This window comes from Bacillus sp. FSL W8-0640 (assembly GCF_038007725.1).
GTDB lineage: Bacteria > Bacillota > Bacilli > Bacillales > Bacillaceae_G > Bacillus_A > Bacillus_A cereus.
Map to the genome: position 1 here is coordinate 241,988 of NZ_JBBOXT010000002.1, position 24,578 is coordinate 266,565.

A 24,578-nucleotide genomic window follows, 5' to 3' on the forward strand; every position below is an offset into this window, starting at 1 on the left:
TCCCTAACTCCTTACCACTTTTCACTCCAACCCCATATATATCAAGCTTTTAAAGGTTTTTTATTTAATTCTTTATGTATCATTCAACTTGCAACACGTTTGCGGTATTCTTTCCCTTATTTTTCACCCAAGATGCAACACTGTTTGCGGTATCTTTCCCCTATTTCCAATCTATAAATACCAACAAATCCTTTTACATCAAGGATAATCATTGTAATTTATTTTAAATGATTATCCTCACCAACTTGCAACATGTTTGCGGTATCCTTTCCCTAAATCCACTGCCATTTCTACTCTAATCCTTTATATATCAAGGGCTTAGGTGTTTTTCTGCTCATTCATATACATATCATCAAACTTGCAACACGTTTGCGGTATCCTTAACACAAAAAAAAATTAAGAAATTCTCTTAACCCTTGATACGACTAGCTTCATAAGCTGTTGCAAGTTGCTATTTTTCTTCTTAAAGGAGCACATTTCAGCATTTTTCATTTTGCTATAATCAAAATTGGTATATTTTATAGTATTTTGACATATATTTCTGAATTTGTAGAACGGAGGTGAAAAAGATGGGGAAATCATTTGTGATACGTAATCAACGTAGCTTAAATGGGAAAACAACAAACGCAGTTTTAGTAACACTAAAATCTTGGCAAAAGTTTGTGGAAACATTTGAGGAGAAGTACTACAGCTATAAAGATACATATTTAGAAGATATTCTGCAGCACATGACATACGAAGAACGTATTGCTGACGAAGAAGGCTTTGTCGAAAAAGCCAAACCATCTTTTTCACGTCGCGCATTGTCTGCACTTGCAGAAAAAACGGGAAGAAAACATAAATTATACGGCATTACGAATGCTGATCTCGAAGTTTTCTTATATCTACATAAGAAATGCTTTACTAATGGTGTCATTCCAAATGTAACAATACATATGATGTGGGAAGATTACAAGCAATACAAAGAAGAATTTGCTTATATCCAACACTCTCAATTCTATATTGCATTAAAGAAATTAAACTTACATAACATTATCTCCATTGAAAACGGAGTAGATGGCCGATATACAATCAAGCTGACTCATTTTATGAATGAGGAATCAGAAAAAGCAAATCCATACGTATATATTAGTCCTGTTGTATTTACCAAGGCTTTCTTTAAGTTATCTGTAGCGTCTAAGAAACTATTCTTAGACATCGCCATGCAACAACATACAGAAACAACGTTAAAGCGTTCATTGGACAAGCAGGACGAAAGAGGCAACAAAACTCACTTCGGTGGGATGTATCGTTTCTTACATAAAAAATATCCGCATCAAATCCGTGCCGTTATCGACGAATTAACAACGGCATTACCATGTACGGGGAATCCCCTGTTCAAAATTTGCAAAATGCAAAAAGGTGTAAAGCATACAAAACGATATACGACATTATATCTGTCTATCCATTCAGACTTCTTATGTTCGAAAGAAGCTGGAGAAGAACAACATAGGGATCCATTTACACCAAAAACTACCTATGCTCGTAAAGCGAAATTTATCGAAGCAGTTCTACAAGAAATGAATATCGGTGAACTGTCTGCAGACATGAATAAATTCATTCATGTATTAAAACATACTTGTCATCGTCAAATCCGCAGTGTAATTCGCGGACTTCGTGACATGATTGATCGAAAAGAAGGATATCCAACGAAAATTGTATATACATTGAAAAAACTATTACATCAAACATCTCAATATCAAATTCTTGATGCAGCTGCGAAAGAAGGTATCTATCCTCTTATTGCGCAACATATACCAAAAGAGAGAAATAGTGACCGTGAACAAGCTGTCTTTAATTTCGGTTTACATTATTCTATGTACTCTCTTCACAATATTAAGAAGATGTTTAAGAATGTGCATGCACTACTGAAGCAGAAGTTTGCGGTACCAGTGACGGAAGAGTCTTATCACCGTAATTATCTAAAATACCAGGAAGAAACGTTATTTAGAAAATATGCGTATGATCAGGGTGTTAATCTCCATGCATATATCGCTTTAGAAATTGAAATGCGTGAAAAATTAAAAGTACGTGGCCATAAAGAACGCATAATTCCAAGTGATGTACGTGAATGGTTTATTGAAGAAATTGATAAGTTACCACAAGAGCAGCTGCGTGTGATTGAGCTACCAAAACAGTTTAATTTACTAGAGTTTATGCGTAACTTCGAACGTTTAGCACGTGCTGGTGTAACAATAACATCTCCAGATCAGGTACTAACCGCAATGGAAATAAAATAATAGCAACGAGCTCTCTATTTTTGAAAAAAACAAAAGTGGAGGGCTATTCGTGTTTATTTGATTAGTAACACCTTCCTAATAATCTATTTATAAATACTAAATCGAAAGAACTTCATGTAAAATGGAGTCTTTTTTTATGCACTTCTATACAAATTTGATTCTATCAATACATAACTCTCCACATAATACGAGAGTGTATTCCTCTAATGTATTAAAACCTATCTCATAATACCTACAAAAAATCAAAAGGAAAATTATAAAAATAGTGGATATGAGGACAAGAAGGATCCAATGTGGATATAATCTTTCTAAAATCATTGTAATTACTAATGTTGTTGTATTTATCTAATAAAAATCATCAATAATAATGTGAGTTATGTGTAAATACTGAGTAATGTTAACAAATAGCCACCTAATCTGAATGAAATGTGGATAATTAGAGGATTAATATCAACTTGATCACCAAAATAAGTAAAACAACTTCTATTTACAAGGTTGAATATATATAATGCGATTGGTATCAAATTCTTTCCGATTTCATGTAGAAATATAGTATTTTCTTTCTGCTTTTTTGTAGAATTAAAAGTCTAATAATCCTTGAATCTATGGATACTTTTTCTGTCATTTATGATTTTTTATGTTCTTATATCAAATTTCCCCTTGTAGGAGTAAGTCTAACCTCTATTTTGACTAACCTATAAAAGTTTTATCTTTATTTCTTTTTAATATATAAGATATATATTTATAATAGATTTTTAATATAACTAGTGTGCTTGTTAATAAGATGTCTGACCTAATTGAAAATATTTGTAAATCGCGTTATAATAATGGTAATTAAACATATCATTACCCACATAAAAAAAGGCAAACCTAAGTATCCCTATCAGGATGAGGTTTGTCCTTTTTTTCATTTCTTCTTTAATTTGTGTATAAATGTTCGTCATTACATTATTAGCTCCTCTTTTTTAAATAGAAAAAGAGAGTCCCTCTTTATAGGCACTCTCTCTTATGTATACCCTCTATTTTTAATCAATTACGATTTCATGTATATTCAGCTTGTTTAATTTTTCGTTATAGAAATTCATTACCTTTTTAGCATGTTGTATAGCCATTAACCCATCTTGAACGGTAAGAGCTTCGAAATACGGATAACGAATGTCTGTAGCATAACCATTCAGCTGCACGCATTGTTCTAAAATCAATGAGAACTCCGCATCTAATCTACAACAAGATTTGTGCAGCATTAAAAGGTTATGAGTTTTTGGGACTGTCCTACCGTTTAGTGCAAGAAATCCTTTTAGAAGTTTCTCCACACATTGTTGACTATGATAGCAAATAATTGCAGTGGGGAAAGGTTTCATATGAGATAAGTAACTAGCAGAATCTAAATCAGATTTTGCGATAATTACCCACTCTTTTAGATCCTCAGTATTTCTCATATAGGACCTTCCCTTCTAGTGCAATCTTATGTTCCATAGTTACGGTACGGTTAGCACGTTCTAGAAACTCTTCTGGCCCATACACTAAAATATCAACTGGTGTTTCCATAACATCGTAAATACCCCAATTGATACAATTAATGACTTCCCTTTTTCTTTCTCCTACACCTTCCACAACAATACAGAGATCAAAATCACTATCTTCATTTGGTGTGCCATATGCATGAGAGCCAAAAAGGATGATTTTTTGGACAGAAGACACAGTTTCACGAATCTTTTGCACCAATAGATCCAATTCCCTTTGTACCTCTTCGTTAATCCGAATCACCCCTCGGATAATGTAATTAAATAGACGTTTAAGTATATTATACATGCGTTTCTCTTCTCCTTGCTATTACATATTTATTTTTATATTTTTCTCTTGTTTCCCAACGTTCTGCAATGCTTGATAACATTCGTATATCTGCTTGAAATCTTGTAAAAATCCATGGTCAGAGATACTATGAAATCCTTTAAAGTTCTTTCTACATCAATATAAGATGCTAGATTCATCCTTCGCTAAAAAAGAATCCGGATTGAAATGAATCAAAGCCTCTGCTAAACAAGCCAGAAGCAATGGTATCATTTCGGAATCTTGCTTTGATAAATCAAGTACAGATACAACGGTATACTGCTTATATTGGTAGTATTGTAGAACACCATTACACATGTTTGTTGGTGTTAAACTGTATTGTAATTGAGTGGAATCTAATTGATACACTCTCATCTTGTCCCCTCCTATATCATTACTCCTCAATTGGTGCAGCTTTCGTAAAAGCCTTTTGAGCTTGGAAAATGATATAATGATTCGATACCGTACCTTCATCAAAGAGTTCGTTGACGAATTGAGCAACAGTCATGGCAGCGAACTTATTGGTAATAACGCGCTGTGGTTCTGAAGCAGCTGACGGATTATAATTTTATAATAAGAAAGTACCCATTCATCAAATGAGTACTGTTCATAACCATCCTCTAGAAATTCAATCAAAATATGACTGGGATACGCTTCACTTTGATAGGTGTTAAACGGAAATTCATATAACACGAATTGAAAATCAGATTGTGTTATATGTTCCGATCCTATACATAAATAGTAACCAGCTGTATCGAAGTAACATCCTTCCGCAGCCATAGAACTAATATCTGAAGCAAAATTCGAATACATGTCTTCTGAGCTAAATAACGTCCCATCTAACAGGTCTTCTTCAGTTCCAAAGGCAAAGTGACAAAATATACGTGTTTGCTCGTTAAAACGCGCAAGCGACTCGAATAATAGTTCACTTGTGACATGCAACTTGTCCCTGTGAAAATCATTGGTATTGATTAAGAATGGGATGTTATATTTACGAATTAATTTTTGTATGCGTAGTATCCGAATGTATACTTTCATCTCATTTCCTTGATTAAATAAATATCTCATCTTCTAGCCCCTGCTTTTCTACATCTTCTAGTTGTTCAGTGAAAAGATGTAAATATAGCATTTCTTTTAATTCACAATCTGGACCATTTATACGAAATGCATTATCACTATAAAACGTGACATAATGTCGCAGCTGCTCAAATTGCTTTTCAAATTCATCTATATGTTCTAATGGTATGTTTTCTAAATCAGGCATTTCGTTCGAAATAAATCCATTTATAATCGATTCAAAGGATTGACGAAGTTCTTGATTATTAGGAAGGACTTCTTTTGACTATAAGAAGTCAAAGCAGTCACTGTGATTCATACTCATTTGGATGCCCCCTTACACGCGAACCGGTAGAATTAACTGCAGATTAGAGTGAGTTGTATCCTCTGCTCCTACTACAACGATAGGTCTCTGATTACTAATCATTTTTATCACGATTGTTTCAGAAGTTATCGTTTGTAGTGCTTGCAGCAGATATTCCACATTACAAGCCAATGTAAATGCTTCTACTTGATTACATGGAATTTCTACACTTGCAGTACCTACTTGAGAATTTTGTGGTTTAAGATGGATGCTTTCTTTTCCTTCTGACGTAAGCACGATTAAAGAGCTTAAGAGCTGTTTTAAGAGACTTAATTGGTAACACGACTTCACCATCTTTTGCGATAGTGATCTGCGTACAATCAAAATGTAAACGGGCTAAACGGTGAGCATCAGTTGCTATACTAAAGAACTTATCATCAACTGATTTTAAGTTCACACCTGTTAGGATCTTACGTGTATCCATTGCGGGAATAGCATGTAATGTTCCGTTGGCCATCGATACAAATTGTTCTTGTGAAAGTGAAATCCAATCTTCCCCTGCTTCAATTTTAATTTTAGGATATTCTTCATGATCCATGGTACAAAAGCTAAATTGTTTCTTCTTACTTTCTACGATTTTTAGCTCATTATTTTTATGTTCAAGACCGATGAATTCACTTTTGAATTTCTTAATCGTTTTAAGTACCGGAGCAGCTGAAAAAAGCACCTTCCCCGGTTCAGTACAATCCCCACTGTTTACATTAAAGCGAGTTACTAATGTTACTGTTTCTGTACCGTCTGAACCCATTAAAATCATTCCCTTTGAATTACAATCTAATAAAACCCCTTGTAATGCCGGCATTGGGTTTTTAACGTCTACAGTAGCACTAGCTTTCTCTAATTTTTCGATAAATAATGTACGGTTAATAGTAAATTTCATAATAAACCCCTCCAAAAAAGTAATAAAAAAAGAACAGACCTCATATCCTGTTCATTCGTTTCCCTGCTATAAAACAAAGCTTTACGCGCTTTGTTGTTTTTTTAACTGTTCTATGAGTTGATGAATGGCTTCTGTATGATCATGAAGTAACCATTCTCTAAAGGACGTAATATCTCCAGGTATAAAAGTCGATAACCAACGGCTAAGCTGTTCTTCATTCCCATGGCTTATATTTATGGCCTCATGAATCAACTGCAAACGAGTTATAATGTCCTCTAATCCACCAATCGTTGTATCTTCGAATGTTCTAACCTGTGCATTATGATTGTGATTATAGGCACGCAAAATATCCGTAGATGTAATTCCTAAAGGCTTTACTAGCTTTTGTATGTCTTGAATTAATAATTCCAGACTTCGCTGTACATTCGATGGTTCCTTCTGTGAACTTCCTTGTTTATTTTTTTGCTGTAACATAGTAGGTGGTGTAAAATAATATCCATTCCTTTGATAAGAAACATAGATATCATTTTTCCCCTTACCCTGTGTAGTAAGCTCTACTTTATGTGGTTTTATATTATATAAATATCTTCCCACGCCCCAAAGGACTGCGGCCCTTTTTAAGCTATTGGAAAATCCACCTTTTACAGCATTGTAATCAGATTCTTCACTGCCATCCTCTTTTGATATCCAACGTTCATTCAAAAACACTGAAATGGTACATTTTGTAGCCTTCTCACCCCATTTTTCATAAGACACTTGCCATTTATCAATACCAAAGACTTCATCAAATCGGTCCTGAATGGCGCGTGCGTCAACAAATGGAGCTACATACGCAAAAAAACGACCTTGGCTTTCAAATGTATGTGTAATTTTCCAACCTAATTGTTCGAACGGAAATTCAGCTTGTAAACTTTCCATTATATTCGTCATAATCATCCTCCTGTATTACTTTTTATTTCGAATCTGGGTGTTTCCACTCTTTCTTTCGAAATTCATCAATCATTTCACATATAATTCCTCTGTTTTCATGAAGCAACCAATCCTCATAGGAAGTAATATCTTTTCCTGATTGAATGGATAGACGCTTATTCAAATCCTCTATACTTTTACAACTGATATTCCTTGCTGCATAAATGAGACTTAAGCTGACTTTCAAATCTCTTAAATCAGAAATGGTAATATCCTTAAATGTCGTAGCTTTCGTATTGAAGTTTTGATTGTGCGCTTGCAACATTGATACAGAACTGATCCATAAAGGATTAGCTAGTTCTTTAATTTCTTCAATAATGTCATGTAAATGAGCATCATTTTGTGATTTCCTTTGTGATTTTTTCGTGATTAAATTCATGATGTTTCCCCCTAATTAATAAAATAATTGCCTAAAGTGCTGGCTATACAATAACTCCAAACTTGAAGACAAAACAAAAAGGGCTTCTTCAAGTCGATTAAAAATGTGCATAGCAAAATAAGCTATAAATACACTAATCGGCTCAAAGAAGCCCTTTCATAAATGAAACAAGACGCAACTTGCTTCTACAACTCAACCACAACACAATAAGGTGTGGGAATAAACGGAATCAATTAAATAATAAATATATCTGTATATTAAACTATCTTTATTTTTAATGCAAGTAAAAAAGAGTGAAACAACCGTATCACTCTTTCATCCAAAGTATATTATTTGCTCCAAAATTCATTATAATACCAAGCTCGATAAGAAATATGTTCTGATACATCCATTATTTTCATACGTCTTCTATGATTTTTAGGATGAACAGGTATACTATATATCTTCGCATCGTCTGGTTTCGTCAAATCTTCTACTTCAATTTTTACAACTTTTTGTCCAGTGATAATATAGATATTTAATTTCCACTGGATAAACCAGCATTTCTACACCATATAATGTTACTCAAGTGAAAATAAAGTTGTTTAAAATACTATGTTAAATCTTTACAATATATCATTAACTTATGAGATACTAAAAATAAACCGTAATAAAAGGAGTGTTAAAAATTTTGAAATCAATTAAAAGTTGGAAACTAAGAGAATTTAGACAAAGTAAATCATTAACAATACCTCAATTTTCGAACGAACTAAACTATAACCCTACTCTGATAGGAATGTATGAAAGGGGTATAAAACGTCCTGATAATTCCTTCTGGGATAAGTTGAATAACACTTATAATATGTCTCCTGATTATTTTATGCAATAATACCTGACAATAAAGTCGTTTAATTACTTCTGTAAATTAAACGACTTTATTATGTTTTAAAGAACTTTATTATTTATATACATAATGCGTCTTTTGCTTCATTATGATTATATAAATGTATATAAATTGTAAGTTATATGTCCAATTTTTTCTGTACTTATTTCGTTTTAGCTTCCATAATTTATGTATGTAGTGCATTCTTATCAATTTTCCCCATTACTTTAACTCGTAGGGGCATTAACTTTAGAACTCTACTAATGGATAAGCAAGTTAATAATTGTACTTGAAAATGGAGTGATACGATGAATAAGACGTATGATGTCATTATTACCGGTGCTAGATGTGCCGGCTCTACCCTGGCAATTTATCTTGCTAAGGCAGGTTTCCATGTGTTGTTAGTGGACCGAGCGAATTTTCCAAGAGACACATTATCAACCCATACCTTTTTCAATAATACTGTCGCTCTTCTTCGAGAAATCGGTGTCATGGACAAGTTATTGGAAACAAAAGCACCGCCGGTACGGGATATTAAATTTCAATTTGAGGATACCGTGATAGAAGGTCTCATGCCTGAGGTTTACGGAGAGGAAAGTTGTTATTGTATTAGAAGAACTTATCTCGATCATATTCTACTTGAACAAGCCAAATCCCAAATGAATGTAACTGTTTTAGAAGGATTTCGTGTGACGGATGTCATCCGTGATGACGAAACAGTGATAGGCGTGAAAGGTTTAGACGGCGACAACGAGAAACAAGAATTTTTAGCTCGCCTGGTAGTCGGGGCAGACGGCCGATCCTCTATTATTCGCAAGCTGGTAAAAAGTGAACTCAAAATAAGTATTCCGGCAACAGTCGGCATCTATTTCGGGTATTTCTCTGGATTTCGCCACGATAATGTCCCTAAATTTGAAGTATACAAGATAAAAGATAATACAGCCATTCTCTTTCCGACGAATGATGATTTATATGTAATTGTCGGCATTTTTCCATTAGAAAATAAGGAATTGATAGAACAGTTAAAATTAAATCCGGAAAGCTGTCTACTCAATTTCTTTACAGAAAACTTTCCAAATACAACAATTGGGGAGCGCTTGAAAAATGCAGAACTAGTAGAACCGGTCAAAGGCATTCTCGGATATGATAATTACTGGTATAAAGGAATGGGAAAAGGATGGGCGTTGGTTGGAGATGCAGTTTGTTTTAAAGATCCTGGCATGGTGCAGGGTATCCATGATGCTATATATGGAGCACGTATATTATCCAATATTCTATCAAAATATAAGGCACAATCCGATCAATCAAATCAAATGTCTGAAGAATATCAAAAGGCAATAGAAGATGAGTTTATGGTTCGGTTTCACATGGGATGCCAAATTTCGAAGAATGAACGCATATCTGAACAACAGGATGCTGTCAATAAGCTAATCAGTTCCCATCCAGAGGCTATAGAGAAGTTTTTAGGGATTTACAATTATGCAAACGAGCCCGCTGCTTTAGAAAAAGAACTCGCACGAATTATGCAATCGATCTAACAATGTGTTCAGTGACAATAAAGTTGTTTAATTTTAAGTCTAAGAAATGTAATAACCACCTACTAAATTAACTTGTAGGTGGTTTTAAAGTTATTTAAAATTAAATTTAATTGTTGTAGCCTGTAATTTATAAAAATAATAAAGTTGGTTAATTCTTCTTCAACTAATGCCTCTTATTGAAAAAAGTAGCTTGCTCCATTTACTAAATTTTCATCCTATTTTACATATCTTAATCTGCCTCAACATCTTTTTCACCTAAATTTTGAACAAATCTTAATAGATAACCATCAGGGTCCATAATTAAAAATTCTTTTTGCCCCTTTAATTTAGTATCAGCTCTATACCAATTCTCTTGAATACCAAATTTAATTGGATACTGGTTCTTTTTCAAACTATTATATAGTGGATCAATATCATTTATGATAATTTGAAAATTAATTCCTCTTCCGTAGGGATAAGATAACTCCCCAGTACTCCAATGACCATTTACTTCTTCAATCATAATCTGGCAGTCATTTAAAGACAGTAAAGCAAACTTATCCTCTGGTCTTTGATATTCAATTTTAAACAGGAGAATTTCCGAATAGAAATTTAAACTTTGCTCTATATCTGAAACTGATAGCTCTGGTATTAATGCATTGAGTTTGTGCAAAAATGCTTCCCCCTTTGTTTAAGCTATTGATTATTATAACACTTACTATAAATTCTTCTTCCATTAAACTACTTCGTTAATCCTAAAAGAAGTAAACAACTTAATTATTTTTTAAAGGACTTTATTATAAATTAAACAACTTTATTATCTCTACACACTTTTAGATGGTACGGCATACGACCATTGCTAAAAATATCCCCTACACAAATTGTCCAAAGACTTGTTTCTATTTCAGTTACGCTATTCATTTTATATTCTCCTCTATAAATTAATAAAAAAGACATTGAACAAATACGTCCAATGTCTTTTTTCCCTCTTATATACTAGTTAACTCAAAGTATAATTTTTCTGGTTTTCCATACATGTTAATTTCATTTTGATATACGACAGCTAATTGCTGAGACATCTCAACGCTTTCCACATAGGATAATGAAGTAGCTGCTTCTATTTTTTCTTTAATCTCATTAGGAATGGCTGAGTAAGATAAGCTATCCATTTTACTTCCTAATTTAGTATCTGTAGCAGCTTCATAATAAATTTCGGTAATTAAGACCTCATTATCATCTGGATCATACATATATCCTCGGTTAACTGTAATCATATTGTAGTACTCCTCTCAGGTTTACATTTTCTAATTCCTTGTGCTTTTAGCATTGCAACAAGTTCTTTACGTATATATAAATCTCATATTTTCTATAACTTCATTCCATTCTATCTTTACTGTACTATGTCTCTTTTATGAATTGTTCTTAAAAGTGGAGAGTTCAGAAATTCTTAACAAAATTAGGATATGATAAGGTCCTGGATTTGGTTGTAATTTCATACCGCTTTTAATATTCGATATTCTCTAAATTCGCTTTTTTACAGTGTAATAGCGTAGACCCAGGAGCCTTTTTCAAACCTGAATGTATCAAGATCTTTATCTATACGATAGAAAAGATTCGGTTCATGCTCTGAAACTACTGCAAAATACATATAAACTGTCCCTTTACCTATATATTTAATTCCCTCAATTGATAAAGAGAACATATCCCTCATAAGTTGTTTACAATATAAAATCTCTTTTAAATTTTTTTCAACATCCATAATATACACCTACTTTATTAAATTTATGGTAGTAAATTTGCTATAACACAAGGAAAATATACTATTTTTTGACGATGATAAATTCCCTCTACGGTTTCATAGATTGCCATATGCCCATAATCTACCTTTACTCGCTCACACAAACCTAATAGTTGAATATTAACGTACTCCACTTCACCATATTCACTTTGCGCTTCCATTAAATAAAATCCTACTGCTTCATATGGACTATTTGCTGCAATAATTTTTATAGCAAGATTTAATCCATAACTAACCTGAAAAAAATTCATTTGTAATTCCCCCTTCAATATAGAAAAAAGCACCTTGAAAATGTGCTTAAATTCCTCTAATTATTCTTTTATCCCAAATGGTCTAATACATATAGTTCCTAACTTAAAGACAACACAAAAAGGGCTTCTTTAAGTCGATTAAAAATGTGCATAGCAAAATAAGCTATATATACACTAATCGGCTCAAAGAAGCCCTTTCACAATTGAAACAAGACACAACTTGCTTCTACAACTCAACCACAACACAATAAGGTGTGGGAATAAACGGAATCAATTAAACAATAAATATACGTTTATATTAATCTATTTTTATATAATATTCAATTGTTTTTACTAGAATGAAGATAAGAAGGGACCTTCTATGCGGTTGTTATATGTATTAATAATAGCTCCCTTGTTTCTCCTGCTGAAAATCCCCTCTTATTTTCAGTTCTTGGTATTAATCCATGTACTGCATTTCAAAATAAAGTTTTTCTGGCTTTTGATTTTGATCTAAATAATAAAAAATTTCTTGAATAGTTTCTTCTTTTACTTCCATACTTTCCATATAAGACATACTTGCGTTTTCTTGGATCTTTTCAAAAATAGAAGTAGGTAGCTTGTCTGCAGCAAACACACCCATTTTGCTTCCTAACTTTTGTTCGGATGCAGCGTTGTAGAAAATTTCGTTCACAATGACCTTATTATCATCTGGATCATACATGTAGCCTCGTTGTATACGTAGCAATGTGTTACCCCTTTCAAATATATTCCTTCATACGGATGATCATATTTGTATATGTTGTTTTCCTGAATAAAGGTGTCAAAGAACATTATTTCGTAAAATCTGTACTTTGTATAGAGGTAGATATGGGATTATTAACATTAAATTTGTATTTTCTATTGTTTATAACTTAATAGATGCATTAGCTTTTACTGGTATTGTGGGGACAAGTATCATTGATATGCCAAAGGTTGAAGCTACTTCTGCTTCAGTTACTGCACAACAACCATCTAGTCGTTTAATTGAAAGAACATCCACTTTTCATTTAACCCCTGCAACATTATAAGATAGTTCAAGTAAGTTCCAAACAACAAGCCACCCTTTAAATGAAATCAATAGCTTGTAAGGGTGGCTTAGTTTGTTGTAAATAACTTTGTATTTAATTGTTTAATCTTCCCTTCTGCAAGGGGCTGGTAAAATGCATGTTGTAATCCTTGTACATGTAAGATTTCTCCTATACATAACAATACTTTACCAGGGAGCAGGTCGAGTAATAGTTCATTATTAATTTGCTTTGCTTGGTTTTCAGTAGAAACATATATAACTAAGACGGTAGGATTGTTTCCTAAATCTTGCATAATAACATCTTTTCCTGATTCTACGAAATCTTTCCAGCGAGAAATAATTCGTTTTAAGCGATCCTTTTTATCTGTTAATAGGGTGGAGTATACAACGAAATTAAATTTATGATCTACTCCGCCTTGCACAGCAAAACTTAAAGGAGGGGTAAAAACCCCTTTACTAATAGATGGGTGCATAATATGCCCTAAAAAGGATGGAGCATAACGCAGGTGGCAAACTAGGTCTATATCATGCCAATAACGTAGGTGAACATATTTACCATGATTATCAATTCGCTCTGGAGCAAAGAAGAACATATTTCCTTGCCAGTATTTTAAGAGTTTATAACCATTATCGGATAACGTATACGTTTCTTCAAAGATCTCCATATCAAAACTCTCCACCTGCCATTTTTCAATTAAACGGTAGTAAAGTAATCCTTGAAGTGCATCATTTATTTTCTTACGTGAATATTTATCCTTAAATAAATATAATAAATGATTAAATCGAACGGATGTATGAACACCGATGAAAGCAAGTACGGTATACTGTTCTTCTGTTAAACGCTGCTTAAACTTAACCAATTCGTCAAAAGAATGGAATACATAGGTTTTATCCAGTTCATGTATTCGATATATTTTAAGTCCCTGTACATCCTCACTTGATAAATGAGGAATAGAAGGGACATAAGTAGGCAATTGTTTCTCTATTGTACGCATAGTCATCCATTAAAATTGGAAAATTGACGAATTAGTTTTTTTACTTTGTCCCTGCGGATAATTTAGGATACGCACTGTACCTTTTCTATTTTTGGCGTCGATATTAAGCAGCTCACATGTAACAATCGTTTGATTTTTCGCATCTTCTATAGTTGGATTGGCAAGATTACGGCTCTTAAGTCCTTTAAACTGAATTCCTGGAGCAACCTCTACGAAAATACCCGCAATAGCGTCTACCCCTACAATTTTACCTACAAATCGGTCACGGCGTTTCTTTAGTTCTAACAACTTTTCAATTGGATCTGTTTCTAGTTTCTTTTTATTTCCTCTAAATTCATAACGGCCATTCTTTTCCCCTACTTTATCGATGATAAGTTCTACAACATCACCAATGACAATATCCTCCGGACGAACGAATGTATAGGACCAGTGTGAGTACCTTACACCTATTGTTACACCATGCACTTCAACTAAGACCGTTTGTGCAGATGGGATATGTCCTGAAACGGTTCCTGTGTATACCTTGTTGCCCTCTTGCGCTGTCACTTCTTCATATAATTTTTTTTGAAGTGCCAATTCCCCTGCTGTGATAGATACAACAGCAAAGTTGCCTTCCTCCGTTTTCTGGAAGTGTTCAATGATTAAAGGCTTTGTTCTACCAACTAGCCATTGAGGATTTTTAGGAACATTTATACCTGCCTCTGTAATGGGACAATATGCTGTTGTATGAGTACCAATTTGCATTGTAAGTACTTGTATACGCTCAGACTTTCCGTTTTTAGTTGGGAATAGCTTTTCAGATACGACTGTAATCAAGCCTTTTCCTACAGTACGCTCACGTTTCATACGGGCTAATTCCTCTAGTTCATGATCACGTACTCGCTCAAATTGATTAAAGTTTGTTTCTAACAACGTGTCACCTTGTGGATTCTCTGTTTCAAAAGCCATTCCAAGTTCTTCTACAGTTTGAGTGTTTGTCTTATCTTCTGCCATTATATTTTCCTCCTAGAACGTAAAAAAGGACACACCTGTACCGTTGGGATGGTACGTAAGGTGTGTCCTTCACGTAAATTATAATTTATTTATATAGTTAATAATACAAATATAATGGTATCGCATGATTTTTGCAAGTATAAAATTAGTTTGAGTTTAATAGAAAAATTGTTAGCAGAAATATTATTAAATCTATAATACAAGTTACAGTTACATTAAGTGGAGAAATAAAAAACAGTAATAATCCTTGGTATCCCAATATTTGCCTTTCGATCTTTATATATAAAATTTTAACAAAATATTACATTTTTGATATAAATATGTTATTTTTGGTTGAATAATAATAAAGGAGGATGATTTATTTGTTAAAGAAAAGCGTAATAACGAGTCTATCAGCTTCATTATTGGCAATACCTATTTTAGTAGGGTTTACTCCCTCTGCTTCAGCTGAAACAAAACCTCAAAACTCATATGAAATTGAAATTTCATATGAAAATGCTGTATTAAATCCAGCAAATTTCGGTATCCAAGATCCAAAACCTTTATGTGCTACTTGTAATCAGTATAAAAGTAGTATTGTTTCTCAATCCTTAGTTTCTAGAACGTATAAGGGAACTGTTACATTAAGTAGTACTTCATCAGTTACAGGAGAGATATCATTTTCGTATAAAGGAGCTACAATTAAAATTGGAGGCTCTAAAGTGTATTCATCAAGTCGTCAATTCAAAGATTATACTGTAGTAAAAGATTATCGTATAAGAGTTAAAACATATAATCCAATTGGACAGCTTATTTCTGACGAAACAGTGAATAAGAGAATTACTACTCTTGATAGAGTACCAGTTTAAAAGAGAGCCCTTTGTAAAAAGGGCTCTTTCAAATAATACTGGTTAAGTTCCATAGACAGTGGATAAAAAAGGGTGCTAATAATGAATTCGTTTTTTTATATATAAAGCTAGTTACAACACTCAAGATAAATGGGAAAATACGATATTCCATTGGGATGCTATGTAATGATGCAAAAATAATGGATACTATGCAGACACTAAGCAAAAATGGTATGTAACAATCTAATGTATCTAATACGATTCTTTTAAAAAACATTTCTTCCCAAAAGGGTGTCATAATAGCCACCCCTAAAATAAATACTACTATGTGGGACATGGATGTAATCTGTATTGTTTCGGAATCTATTGTTTGATCTATTATAGAGATCAAACTCCCTAACTGTGATAAAACAAATACAATGATATATCCCCCAAATACATATAAGTAATTTTTAAGGTCAGTAAAAAATGACCAATGAATTTTTTTTAGCATATACTGTCTTACTTTTGTAGGGAGAAAAAACATTATCAAAAAAATCAGGGTTATTATAAAAGAATCATTCATTTGAGTATATATTGTAATATTAAACAAGTATTCAAAAAATCTCAAAAGGAAAACTACGCCTATAAACATTAGGGTACAGTGCAATAAATTATTAGATTTTTTGATATTTATCAACCTCTATTCTATTAATTTCTATTTGTGTATATTTTTTACATAATCATTGATTTTATTTTATCATATTTTAGGTAGATGGGTCTTCTAAAAATTATATAAGTTAATCGAGATGTAGGATCTGAATATTAAAGAGTTAGCTTTCGATATTACCAAATATATCATCCAGGCTTTTACTCATAACATTTGATGCCTTGGTTTTTGGTTCCTCATTTTTATTAAGTAGTGATTGTGTATTGTTGTTCTTGTTATTTTGTTGAGCTTTTAAATGCTCTTGGCGCTCTTTATAACTCATACGCTTATATTTATGCTGTTCTTCGTTACCTTCAGTGTTCTCTATTTACTCAAATGCAAGAATAATTTTTAAATCATAATTTTGCTATAGGTTAATTCAAAATCTAGAATGCAGCCTTACTAGGGGGACCGCTAGTATTTCGGAAAAAACCACGCTAAGAGTATGCAAAATTTTATACAATTTTTCGAGTAATCCAGTAACAAACGAGAAACCTAAAAGCGTGCCATAATAGGAATGTATAAAAAGATGAATAGCTTTATAGAAAATAAAAAAGGGGAGTCTTTCTGAGGTTAAGGATTCCCCTTTTTCCTTGCTACCAATAATGAGACGTTATGTTAACCTCACATGTATAGAATATACAACCAAAATCAAACAACATATCATTTCTCTTAAATGGTAAAATAGGGAAAAAGGAGGTTCTAAATAATGCCTTTAGAAAACTCTATGTATTACATAGGAGTTGCTATTATTTTAGTAATCATCGGTGCACTGTTTGGCGGGATTATACGTATAATTCGGCATACCAACAATCACAAAAAACAGGATCCAGTTGAACAAAAGTTGGATAAGGTTATTCAACTGTTAGAAAAACAAAATAAAGATTGACTCTCTCTAAACAGAAGGGGTTGGCTTTTTATTTTGAAAGGAGTGTAAGCCTTTGAACAAATATCAAAAAATTTCGCTCATGGTCATGATAGGACTTCCTGCTTTTTTTCTCATTCTGTCAGTAATTACAAACAATTGGAGATTCTTTTTTTGGAGTTTACCACCGAGCTTTATATCTGGAATGACAGGCTATTTTGTAGCAAAAAACTCCTCTAAAGGTATGAATAAAAATGTATAGTAAAGGCTTTATTTTTAGGTAAAACAACTTCCGCTAACGATAATTATGTAAAGACAAAAGTCCTCCAGTTAAACAATCCGGAGGACTTTTAATAGTTTTCTAAGTTATCTTCCAAATACACTCAATCCTAAATAAATCAAACTATAACTAATTAAAGCACTTGCAAGCATCAAACCTATTTTTAATAATTTATCTTTTATATTAGGCTTTACTTCACTTATAGGTTTTCCCTCTATAAAATCAATTATTTGACGATAAGTTTTTAAATTATGCTCTTTTTTCAAGTTTTCAAGCTTCGACGATGAAAGCATAAGCAAAATCGTAAGTAACACAGGTATTATAAGACCGTAATAACCAAAAAAATAAAATACAGGTGCAATAGAAATAGGAAGTAGAATCATTAATGCTAACATGATGTAACTCCACTTAAAGAAAGTTGATTTTTGAAGTTCTTCTTTCATGATCTTTACATCTCCTTTAACTAAATCATCCAGGGAGACATTAAAGAGAATACTCATCATTAGTAAATTATGAATATCTGGATAGTTCCTTTCATTTTCCCAGTTAGAAATAGATTGCCTGGAAACATGAATTTTTTCTGCTAACTTCTCTTGGGACATGTTATCCCGTTTACGAAAGTATTGTATCTGTTTACCGATGTTCATTTATACATCTCCCCTAAATTTGAGGTTAAGTTAAAGGCTAATTAAATACTACCAAATATCTTTATAATAAAGGGATTTTAAGATGTAAAAATGTTTTATCATGCGAATTTCCCTTTATTTTCAGGTACAATTACTGATCCGAATTAAGAAACTGCTTAAAAAATAAGCCTCTTTTGGATAGAAAAAGTTTGCTTTTACTTCCTAAACCAAAAATAAAATAAGCTGCCTATAGAGCAGCTTATTTTATTTTTGGTTTAGCGTGGTTTTTCTGAAATGCTGACTATACCAATACTAGATTTAATTTGAGGTTTACAAACTATTAATCAAAAAAATTATTCAATTCCTTACTCATTACGTTCGATGTTTTTTGCTTAGGTTTCTCAATTTTATTAAGTAGCGACTGCGAAGTGTTATTCTTATTTTTTTGCTGAGATTTTAAGTGCTCTTGGCGTTCTTTGTAACTCATAGGTTTATATTCTGGTTGCTTCTCATTATTTTTCGAATGATCTTCTCTATTTTTTTCTAAGTTTTCTTGAACTGTAATACTAATAGATTCGTAAACTTTTGCTACATCTTCATCTAGCTTGTTTTCTTCGGTTTGATTAAGCGTTTCTTCAATTTGAACCGTGTTGATTTCTACATGTGTTTCTTCTGCTATTACAGGCAGTTCACCATTACGTTGTAGGGCTTCTATTAATCTCGATGCACGTGTATAACTAATTTTAAACGTGTCTTGTAGTACAGATATAGAGATACTTCCCGATTCCTTCACAAAACTTAAAACATCGTCGTATAGAATATCCTTAAAGGAGCTAGTTTCTTCTTGTTTGATTTCTTCGCCTTCAATTGGAATTGCTACTTCCGGTGAAATAGTATTGTCAGATGAATGAGTAGTAATAACACTTGTTTCTTCTGATGTACTACTATTATTTGAAATTAATACTTTACGAGGACCATCCCCTGTGTAAGAACTTACAACTAGATTTTGTTCTAACTTCTCAATATATTGCATAGATTTCATGTAGCTAATCTTGAATTTTCTTTGCAGAAGAGATGGCGAGACTTGTTGTGATTCGATAATAAATTCCTTAATATCTTCATACAACTTATTTTCAATTTCATCACCGACATTTCCCTGCTGGCTCATTTCTGCAGGATCATTAGGTAGAGTTTCATTTTGAGACTTGTTTTCCTTATAATCTTCCAATGATACAATGTGTTGTTGCTCCCCATTTATTTCTATAGAGTTATCTTGCTCCATCATAATCTCTTGCATAGATGACAAAGGTTGTATTTTCTTCATGTTCTCTGCGTCTACATGCTTCATAGGATTTGCTTTTGCAATAGATTCATTAATAAGACGAAGACGTTCATTTTCCCAATATCGGCCCATACCTTCATCTACCTGTGTAATAGCTTGAGCAAATTCTTCTTTTGGTACAAAGTTACTCGTAATTTGTTGTACGGGTTGGACATGATTGTCTTGTACAATACGAGCAGCACAGATGAATGCACCTTGTGCCATGATATCTCCTGGTGACATAACAACTTCTTTCGTTTTTTGATAGGTTGATCCTAGTCGACTAACTGGATTCTCTTGCATAGGAGAAATGCCCTGTTCGGATTCCGCCTCTTTAAATTCCTCTTTCTCACCAAACATGTCAGAGAAAATTTTTGCATCATATGGTGTCACATCTCCAAATATCATTTTGTTACGGAATGAACCTAATAAAGTAAACATGTATTGTTCTGTGAAGTCGAGAGCTAATTGGGACAGCGTTTGGCTAGCGATTGTTAGAATTACTTTATATTTACGAGATTGGGCAGGGAATTCTTTAAACGGCCGCACAACATAATCCGGGAACTCATCAACAATTATATGATGGTAAGGTGAGACGTTTGGTTCTCTACGGAATACCGCATTCTGCATACTCAGCAATACAAATTTTCCTAATACGTTAGAAAGGTCTGCTAATTCCCCTTTTGCAGTATTAACAAGTAGAATGCCACCCTGCTCTAAGTAGGGTAAGTACCCAGCGCCTTATCATATTTCTATGATAGGTTTCCAAGTACTCCCCCCCGAACCGTACGTACTCGTCTCCAAGTATACGGCTCTCCATTTATCAATCCAACTTACCTGAGTGTAAATCTATGTGACATTGATGGCAGAGTGCCATGGTTTTTCTTTTTCTAGCGATCATCATTTTCTCCCACATTTTCTTACCTTTTAGGTCTTTTAACTTTCTTATGTGGTGTATTTCGATAGCTAGGTTCTTTTTGCCACACACTTCACATTCTTCGGCTAATAATCGTTCAATGAGACTTGTTCGTCCAGACATTTTTAAGGTGTTTGGGAGAATATCGACTTCTGTTTTGGTATCTATACTTATGTGTCTCCGAAATCCTTGGTCATAAAGATATCTTATCTTTTCACCGTTTTTAGTTTTGTATCGTATACCAAATTTCCCATTGGTTCTATATTTGTTGAGAATTTGTTTAACACTTTTTTTGTACTTGCTAGCGAACGTTTTATACATACTATATTCCATTATGTATTTGTATTTATTTATAACACTTACGTTGTTCGCCAACTTGTAGTATTCATATAGACCACGAATTTCTGCGTTGTAGATACTTAAAATCTCTAAGTCGTCATTATCTTTTAGATAGGTTCTGTGTTTAGGTTTCCAAGTACCTGTATTTTTATCAATTGCTAGTGCGTCTTTTTGAAATAGGTTCTTTATCCATTTGTTTTTGGGTACGTATAGTTTGGGTGTGAAAGAGAATACCCTTTTTGTCCTTCTATGGGTTGTTTTTGCTATTGCTTCTTCTCTTGAGATTGTAATATCGTAACCGAGAAATTGTACTAATTTTTCACTATGGGTTATGAGAGTCTTTTCCTGTGACAACTCGAGTTCAAGGGTTTCTTTAAGAAAAATCGTAAGATTTTCTTTGGCTTGAATAGCGTCTTCTTTACTACCTATTATTCCTATGAGGAAATCATCTGCGTACCTGGTATATACAATTCTTTTGTAGTTTTCGTCCATAGGTTCTTTTGAATGTATAGAGAGCTGTTCTTTGTGTAGTTTGTTCCACTGTAGTTTAACTTCTCTTTTTTCGTCCTCTGACATTTGTCCCCATTGTTCCTCATGTTTTTTTCGTAGTCGGTATTTCTTATCTGAAAGGTACGCATAATCACGATTTGTCTTTCTTCTTGCCCCATTATCAAATTGTTGTTTATAGATCTTCATAAATTTGTCTAGTTCATTCAAATAAATATTTGATAGTATGGGACTGATTATGCCTCCTTGAGGGGTGCCAGAGAATGTGTTGTTATATGTCCATTCTTCAAGATAACCTGCTCTGAGAAACTTCCAAATTAACCTTATAAATTTTTCATCATCAATCCTTCTTTTAAGGATATTTATAAGTGAGTGGTGATTTATGTTATCGAAGAAACCTTTTATGTCCCCCTCAACAAACCATCGTACCCCTCTATATGTCTTTTGAATTTGAATTAACGCAGTATGACAGCTCTTTTTAGGTCTAAACCCATGTGAATCATCGGAGAACGTAGATTCATATATACTCTCAAGGATACTTCGTATTATTTCTTGTATGATTTTATCATCCATAGAAGGGATGCCTAGTGGTCTTTTACCACCATTAGCTTTGATCCTATAAATCCGTCTAGCTGGATAAGGTTTGTAAGTCTCGTGTTTAATTTTGTCTATAAGAGTGTTAATTCTTTCAATACTCATTCCATCGATATTCTTTCCATCCGTACCTTTGGTCATGTTGCCTTCTTTGGCGTATATCTTAGAATATGCCATATAATAAAATTCTGGGTTATACAGGTTTCTGTATAGTCTCTTGAACTTGTAATCTGTATTACTAGCCATGGTACGTAGGCTGTTTAATACCTCATTTGGATTTCTCAAAGAGCCTCACGCTCCTTCCTAATTTGTATTAAACTGATAAACTGTTTCCCTTCGCCCTGTAATAGGCTTTCCCTATCTCTGACTACTACGGAAACTCCGTTACCTTATTGGATATTCATAAGCCACATACCTTGTTTTACACTTGGTATCATCCTTAATAGCCAGTTTGTATTGGCGTTCCAACTTAGGTAATCCCCATTTAGTACATTTAGAGATGAGCTTGGTATAGTGTCGGATGCGACTTTCGTCCTTTTCCACCTACAGTGGATAGTTAGTAATGGATCTCTGGGACTTGAGGATGGAGACCTCGTCCTTCTATACCATTTAGCGTACACCTGGTTAAATGGTCATTACTACATAACGTTACTAGTTACCTTTCGTCATGGGGTTCGATATCCCCCTTTGGACTATCGTTTAAGCAGTTTAGCTTTCATCCTTGTCTATACGTTTCATCTGGCCATTCAGTCGTAATTTGGTAACTAATTAACTTATGGCTTTACCAACATGCTACACTCCCCGTTCAGTTTCCTTCACGGATAAGTTGGTTGATGATAGGCTTTTGTGAGACCTGAGCCTACAACTTTGCTAGAGTTGAATCTCTAAATGCCCGTATGGGCGCACATGGACATCGAAATCAAAATCAGATTTTCCAAATAAAACACGTCGTATTAAAACGTTTGAAGCTAAATCTTTTAATATGTTGCGTAAACCTTTTACATATTCTTCTTCTCTGTCATAATGCATTGGTTGTCCGCGGTATTTTCCTGATTTATAAACCGCTGCTTCACCTTGAAAATCCATTTTTTCACGAATGGTATTATCAAACCATTCATCAATACCTTTTATAATTTTATATTCATTTTTTTGGTCACGTGAAGCAGCGCCACTTTGAACAAAATCATATAACTTTTCGACCTGTACTTTTAATAGTTTATGCATACGGTGAACACGTTCTACATCGTCATACATCTCAATCAAATCGTCGAAGGTGACATCTTTTTGCGGGGTGTGAAGCTTTAATAAATAGATATGCTGTTTAAGGTGGTTACGTTGAGCTTGTTCAAAGAATGCATTGTTAGATTCAGACAAACCTTGAATAACCATTGCGAAGACCTCTGCTACTTTATCAACTGGTCCCCGCAGAATGTTTATATTTTTGGTATCAGGATTAGTTGGATCAATATAATAAACTGAGCTTGCTGGGATCTTATGTGCTTGTACCAATTTAAATACTTTTTGACATAAATCATTACTGGGTTCAATAACAGTGACACCATTTAAAAATGTTCCTTTTACTTCTTCTGTATCATAATCATTCTTTTTATAAGCAGTTTCAAACTTATTTATGAAACGCACCATCCAGTGTAAATCTTGATTTATCATAGGAATAATTAAACTTGATGTTTTACCAGAACCAATTGGCCCAATAATGATACCATTTAACGTTCTATCTTTCCCTTTAATTCGCACCATTTCTTTATGTTCAATATGTGGTCCAATTTCTACATCAGGATATATTTGTTCTTCTTGGCTATTAAACCATTTTTGTAATTTGTGATTTTTATATTCGTATTTTTGTACCCACTTTAGTATCTCTTCCCGGTAACGAACAATATGCCCACTATACCAAAGTGTAAACAAAATCATAAATACTGTTGGTAAAAATACAAAAATCATAGTGAGTGTGTGAAAATTGCCTGTTAAGACATGACCTAAGGCTTCATAATCACCAAAATTAAGATGATTTGATTTATCCGTTAGATAAGGAATAACCTTTGCATGGATCGGAGCAGTTGCAAACCATAAAAATTGAATATCAACTGCAAAGTGAGAAGCAACCAAAATTATTAATTTCCCATTATTTACATGTAAAGCTGGAATACGGCTGTAAAACCTAAAGCTAAATTCTCCTAACAGTAAAGAAAAGAACATTAGAATAAGCGGTACATATGTAATTTCTATAGGATAAGACGGTGGTTCAAATGCATAGTAGAGTAACTTGATGTAGTTTACTAAACCGAATCCAAATGAAAGAATAAATCCGCTAATTAAGCCGATTGTAGTAAATAACGGTAATCGTTGTTTAAATGTCTCCATATAGGCTCACCT

At 33.4% G+C, this 24,578-nt stretch carries 24 protein-coding genes and 5 pseudogenes; 7 read left to right on the forward strand and 22 right to left on the reverse strand.

What is annotated here, in order from left to right; genetic code table 11:
- The first annotated feature begins 569 nt into the window (after positions 1–569).
- Complete coding sequence (locus N2V80_RS28315; protein ID WP_061655362.1) at positions 570–2,279, forward strand: hypothetical protein; 1,710 nt, start codon at positions 570–572, stop codon at positions 2,277–2,279.
- Between the two features lie 1,025 nt (positions 2,280–3,304).
- On the opposite strand, the gene N2V80_RS28320 is transcribed toward N2V80_RS28315, so the two are convergent.
- From N2V80_RS28320 to N2V80_RS28355, 9 genes and pseudogenes are all read right to left on the reverse strand, one after another.
- On the reverse strand, positions 3,305–3,718 hold the full coding sequence (locus N2V80_RS28320) for a HEPN domain-containing protein (RefSeq protein WP_061655363.1): 414 nt from the start codon (positions 3,716–3,718) through the stop codon (positions 3,305–3,307).
- Positions 3,705–4,091, reverse strand: a complete 387-nt coding sequence (locus N2V80_RS28325; protein ID WP_061655364.1) for a nucleotidyltransferase domain-containing protein — start codon at positions 4,089–4,091, stop codon at positions 3,705–3,707. Before N2V80_RS28325 ends, N2V80_RS28320 begins: the two co-directional genes overlap by 14 nt.
- A gap of 21 nt (positions 4,092–4,112) precedes the next feature.
- A pseudogene (locus N2V80_RS28330) lies at positions 4,113–4,484 on the reverse strand (hypothetical protein).
- A 19-nt stretch (positions 4,485–4,503) separates the two neighbouring features.
- A pseudogene (locus N2V80_RS30600) lies at positions 4,504–4,662 on the reverse strand (ThiF family adenylyltransferase); the annotation flags it as partial.
- The gene (locus tag N2V80_RS28335; RefSeq protein ID WP_061655365.1) at positions 4,614–5,177 is read right to left on the reverse strand and encodes a hypothetical protein; all 564 of its coding nucleotides are present in this window, start codon (positions 5,175–5,177) and stop codon (positions 4,614–4,616) included. The pseudogene N2V80_RS30600 and the gene N2V80_RS28335, both read right to left, overlap by 49 nt.
- Positions 5,161–5,490, reverse strand: a pseudogene (locus N2V80_RS28340) (hypothetical protein). The gene N2V80_RS28335 and the pseudogene N2V80_RS28340 overlap by 17 nt, the downstream one beginning before the upstream one ends.
- Before the next feature lie 12 nt (positions 5,491–5,502).
- Positions 5,503–6,409: pseudogene (locus tag N2V80_RS28345) on the reverse strand (DNA polymerase III subunit beta).
- An 81-nt stretch (positions 6,410–6,490) separates the two neighbouring features.
- The gene (locus N2V80_RS28350) at positions 6,491–7,339 is read right to left on the reverse strand and encodes a Rad52/Rad22 family DNA repair protein (protein ID WP_061655366.1); all 849 of its coding nucleotides are present in this window, start codon (positions 7,337–7,339) and stop codon (positions 6,491–6,493) included.
- A 22-nt stretch (positions 7,340–7,361) separates the two neighbouring features.
- Positions 7,362–7,757: a hypothetical protein gene (locus N2V80_RS28355; protein WP_061655367.1), complete on the reverse strand. Its 396-nt coding sequence runs from the start codon at positions 7,755–7,757 to the stop codon at positions 7,362–7,364.
- Positions 7,758–8,415: 658 nt separating this feature from the next.
- Between N2V80_RS28355 and N2V80_RS28360 the strand changes: the two genes are divergently transcribed.
- Positions 8,416–8,625: a helix-turn-helix domain-containing protein gene (locus N2V80_RS28360; RefSeq protein ID WP_229196313.1), complete on the forward strand. Its 210-nt coding sequence runs from the start codon at positions 8,416–8,418 to the stop codon at positions 8,623–8,625.
- A gap of 302 nt (positions 8,626–8,927) precedes the next feature.
- The gene (locus N2V80_RS28365; protein WP_061655368.1) at positions 8,928–10,157 is read left to right on the forward strand and encodes an NAD(P)/FAD-dependent oxidoreductase; all 1,230 of its coding nucleotides are present in this window, start codon (positions 8,928–8,930) and stop codon (positions 10,155–10,157) included.
- A gap of 229 nt (positions 10,158–10,386) precedes the next feature.
- Here the strand turns inward: N2V80_RS28365 and N2V80_RS28370 are convergent, their stop codons facing one another.
- The 5 genes from N2V80_RS28370 to N2V80_RS28390 all read right to left on the reverse strand — a co-directional run bounded on the left by N2V80_RS28370 (position 10,387) and on the right by N2V80_RS28390 (position 12,888).
- Entirely contained in the window at positions 10,387–10,809 is a 423-nt protein-coding gene (locus N2V80_RS28370) for a bleomycin resistance protein (RefSeq protein WP_061655369.1), read from the reverse strand.
- A gap of 316 nt (positions 10,810–11,125) precedes the next feature.
- Positions 11,126–11,410, reverse strand: coding sequence for a hypothetical protein (locus N2V80_RS28375; protein ID WP_061655370.1), 285 nt, complete (start codon positions 11,408–11,410; stop codon positions 11,126–11,128).
- Between the two features lie 260 nt (positions 11,411–11,670).
- Positions 11,671–11,895, reverse strand: coding sequence for a hypothetical protein (locus N2V80_RS28380; RefSeq protein ID WP_061655371.1), 225 nt, complete (start codon positions 11,893–11,895; stop codon positions 11,671–11,673).
- A 23-nt stretch (positions 11,896–11,918) separates the two neighbouring features.
- Positions 11,919–12,185, reverse strand: coding sequence for a hypothetical protein (locus N2V80_RS28385; protein WP_061655372.1), 267 nt, complete (start codon positions 12,183–12,185; stop codon positions 11,919–11,921).
- A gap of 439 nt (positions 12,186–12,624) precedes the next feature.
- Complete coding sequence (locus N2V80_RS28390; RefSeq protein ID WP_080450930.1) at positions 12,625–12,888, reverse strand: hypothetical protein; 264 nt, start codon at positions 12,886–12,888, stop codon at positions 12,625–12,627.
- A 130-nt stretch (positions 12,889–13,018) separates the two neighbouring features.
- On the opposite strand from N2V80_RS28390, the gene N2V80_RS28395 reads away from it, so the two are divergent.
- Positions 13,019–13,234 (forward strand): hypothetical protein, encoded by a 216-nt coding sequence (locus tag N2V80_RS28395; protein WP_061655374.1) that lies wholly within the window; start codon positions 13,019–13,021, stop codon positions 13,232–13,234.
- A 67-nt stretch (positions 13,235–13,301) separates the two neighbouring features.
- On the opposite strand, the gene N2V80_RS28400 is transcribed toward N2V80_RS28395, so the two are convergent.
- Entirely contained in the window at positions 13,302–14,228 is a 927-nt protein-coding gene (locus tag N2V80_RS28400) for a hypothetical protein (protein ID WP_061655375.1), read from the reverse strand.
- A 9-nt stretch (positions 14,229–14,237) separates the two neighbouring features.
- Positions 14,238–15,221 carry a hypothetical protein gene (locus N2V80_RS28405; protein WP_061655376.1) on the reverse strand — a complete coding sequence of 328 codons (984 nt, stop codon included), beginning with the start codon at positions 15,219–15,221 and terminating at the stop codon, positions 14,238–14,240.
- A 353-nt stretch (positions 15,222–15,574) separates the two neighbouring features.
- Here N2V80_RS28405 and N2V80_RS28410 point away from each other — a divergent pair, with 353 nt between their 5' ends.
- On the forward strand, positions 15,575–16,069 hold the full coding sequence (locus N2V80_RS28410) for an LMxysn_1693 family intestinal colonization protein (protein ID WP_253859357.1): 495 nt from the start codon (positions 15,575–15,577) through the stop codon (positions 16,067–16,069).
- 28 nt (positions 16,070–16,097) lie between these two features.
- On the opposite strand, the gene N2V80_RS28415 is transcribed toward N2V80_RS28410, so the two are convergent.
- Together N2V80_RS28415 and N2V80_RS28420 are read right to left on the reverse strand one after the other, a co-directional pair.
- On the reverse strand, positions 16,098–16,682 hold the full coding sequence (locus tag N2V80_RS28415; protein ID WP_340981024.1) for a CPBP family intramembrane glutamic endopeptidase: 585 nt from the start codon (positions 16,680–16,682) through the stop codon (positions 16,098–16,100).
- A gap of 178 nt (positions 16,683–16,860) precedes the next feature.
- Positions 16,861–17,019 carry a hypothetical protein gene (locus N2V80_RS28420; RefSeq protein WP_176526242.1) on the reverse strand — a complete coding sequence of 53 codons (159 nt, stop codon included), beginning with the start codon at positions 17,017–17,019 and terminating at the stop codon, positions 16,861–16,863.
- A gap of 426 nt (positions 17,020–17,445) precedes the next feature.
- Here N2V80_RS28420 and N2V80_RS28425 point away from each other — a divergent pair, with 426 nt between their 5' ends.
- Together N2V80_RS28425 and N2V80_RS28430 are read left to right on the forward strand one after the other, a co-directional pair.
- Positions 17,446–17,625 (forward strand): DUF4083 family protein, encoded by a 180-nt coding sequence (locus tag N2V80_RS28425; protein ID WP_061655378.1) that lies wholly within the window; start codon positions 17,446–17,448, stop codon positions 17,623–17,625.
- A gap of 52 nt (positions 17,626–17,677) precedes the next feature.
- Entirely contained in the window at positions 17,678–17,863 is a 186-nt protein-coding gene (locus N2V80_RS28430; protein ID WP_061655379.1) for a hypothetical protein, read from the forward strand.
- Between the two features lie 104 nt (positions 17,864–17,967).
- Here N2V80_RS28430 and N2V80_RS28435 read toward each other — a convergent pair whose 3' ends face one another.
- The 4 genes and pseudogenes from N2V80_RS28435 to N2V80_RS28450 all read right to left on the reverse strand — a co-directional run bounded on the left by N2V80_RS28435 (position 17,968) and on the right by N2V80_RS28450 (position 24,566).
- Positions 17,968–18,528 (reverse strand): helix-turn-helix domain-containing protein, encoded by a 561-nt coding sequence (locus N2V80_RS28435; RefSeq protein WP_061655380.1) that lies wholly within the window; start codon positions 18,526–18,528, stop codon positions 17,968–17,970.
- 319 nt (positions 18,529–18,847) lie between these two features.
- Positions 18,848–20,551: pseudogene (locus N2V80_RS28440) on the reverse strand (DNA translocase FtsK); the annotation flags it as partial.
- Positions 20,552–20,651: 100 nt separating this feature from the next.
- Positions 20,652–22,469, reverse strand: coding sequence for a reverse transcriptase domain-containing protein (locus N2V80_RS28445; protein ID WP_061655381.1), 1,818 nt, complete (start codon positions 22,467–22,469; stop codon positions 20,652–20,654).
- Positions 22,470–23,054: 585 nt separating this feature from the next.
- Positions 23,055–24,566, reverse strand: coding sequence for a conjugal transfer protein TraG (locus tag N2V80_RS28450; protein ID WP_080450929.1), 1,512 nt, complete (start codon positions 24,564–24,566; stop codon positions 23,055–23,057).
- Positions 24,567–24,578 lie beyond the last annotated feature (12 nt).

Coding starts and splice junctions, on each gene's coding strand:
- N2V80_RS28315 (WP_061655362.1), top strand. CDS start 570: ATGGGGAAATCATTTGTGATACGTAATCAACGTAGCTTAAATGGGAAA.
- N2V80_RS28320 (WP_061655363.1), bottom strand. CDS start 3,718: ATGAGAAATACTGAGGATCTAAAAGAGTGGGTAATTATCGCAAAATCT.
- N2V80_RS28325 (WP_061655364.1), bottom strand. CDS start 4,091: ATGTATAATATACTTAAACGTCTATTTAATTACATTATCCGAGGGGTG.
- N2V80_RS28335 (WP_061655365.1), bottom strand. CDS start 5,177: ATGAGATATTTATTTAATCAAGGAAATGAGATGAAAGTATACATTCGG.
- N2V80_RS28350 (WP_061655366.1), bottom strand. CDS start 7,339: ATGACGAATATAATGGAAAGTTTACAAGCTGAATTTCCGTTCGAACAA.
- N2V80_RS28355 (WP_061655367.1), bottom strand. CDS start 7,757: ATGAATTTAATCACGAAAAAATCACAAAGGAAATCACAAAATGATGCT.
- N2V80_RS28365 (WP_061655368.1), top strand. CDS start 8,928: ATGAATAAGACGTATGATGTCATTATTACCGGTGCTAGATGTGCCGGC.
- N2V80_RS28375 (WP_061655370.1), bottom strand. CDS start 11,410: ATGATTACAGTTAACCGAGGATATATGTATGATCCAGATGATAATGAG.
- N2V80_RS28380 (WP_061655371.1), bottom strand. CDS start 11,895: ATGGATGTTGAAAAAAATTTAAAAGAGATTTTATATTGTAAACAACTT.
- N2V80_RS28385 (WP_061655372.1), bottom strand. CDS start 12,185: ATGAATTTTTTTCAGGTTAGTTATGGATTAAATCTTGCTATAAAAATT.
- N2V80_RS28390 (WP_080450930.1), bottom strand. CDS start 12,888: ATGTATGATCCAGATGATAATAAGGTCATTGTGAACGAAATTTTCTAC.
- N2V80_RS28400 (WP_061655375.1), bottom strand. CDS start 14,228: ATGCGTACAATAGAGAAACAATTGCCTACTTATGTCCCTTCTATTCCT.
- N2V80_RS28405 (WP_061655376.1), bottom strand. CDS start 15,221: ATGGCAGAAGATAAGACAAACACTCAAACTGTAGAAGAACTTGGAATG.
- N2V80_RS28410 (WP_253859357.1), top strand. CDS start 15,575: ATGATTTATTTGTTAAAGAAAAGCGTAATAACGAGTCTATCAGCTTCA.
- N2V80_RS28415 (WP_340981024.1), bottom strand. CDS start 16,682: ATGTTTATAGGCGTAGTTTTCCTTTTGAGATTTTTTGAATACTTGTTT.
- N2V80_RS28420 (WP_176526242.1), bottom strand. CDS start 17,019: ATGAGTTATAAAGAGCGCCAAGAGCATTTAAAAGCTCAACAAAATAAC.
- N2V80_RS28425 (WP_061655378.1), top strand. CDS start 17,446: ATGCCTTTAGAAAACTCTATGTATTACATAGGAGTTGCTATTATTTTA.
- N2V80_RS28435 (WP_061655380.1), bottom strand. CDS start 18,528: ATGAACATCGGTAAACAGATACAATACTTTCGTAAACGGGATAACATG.
- N2V80_RS28450 (WP_080450929.1), bottom strand. CDS start 24,566: ATGGAGACATTTAAACAACGATTACCGTTATTTACTACAATCGGCTTA.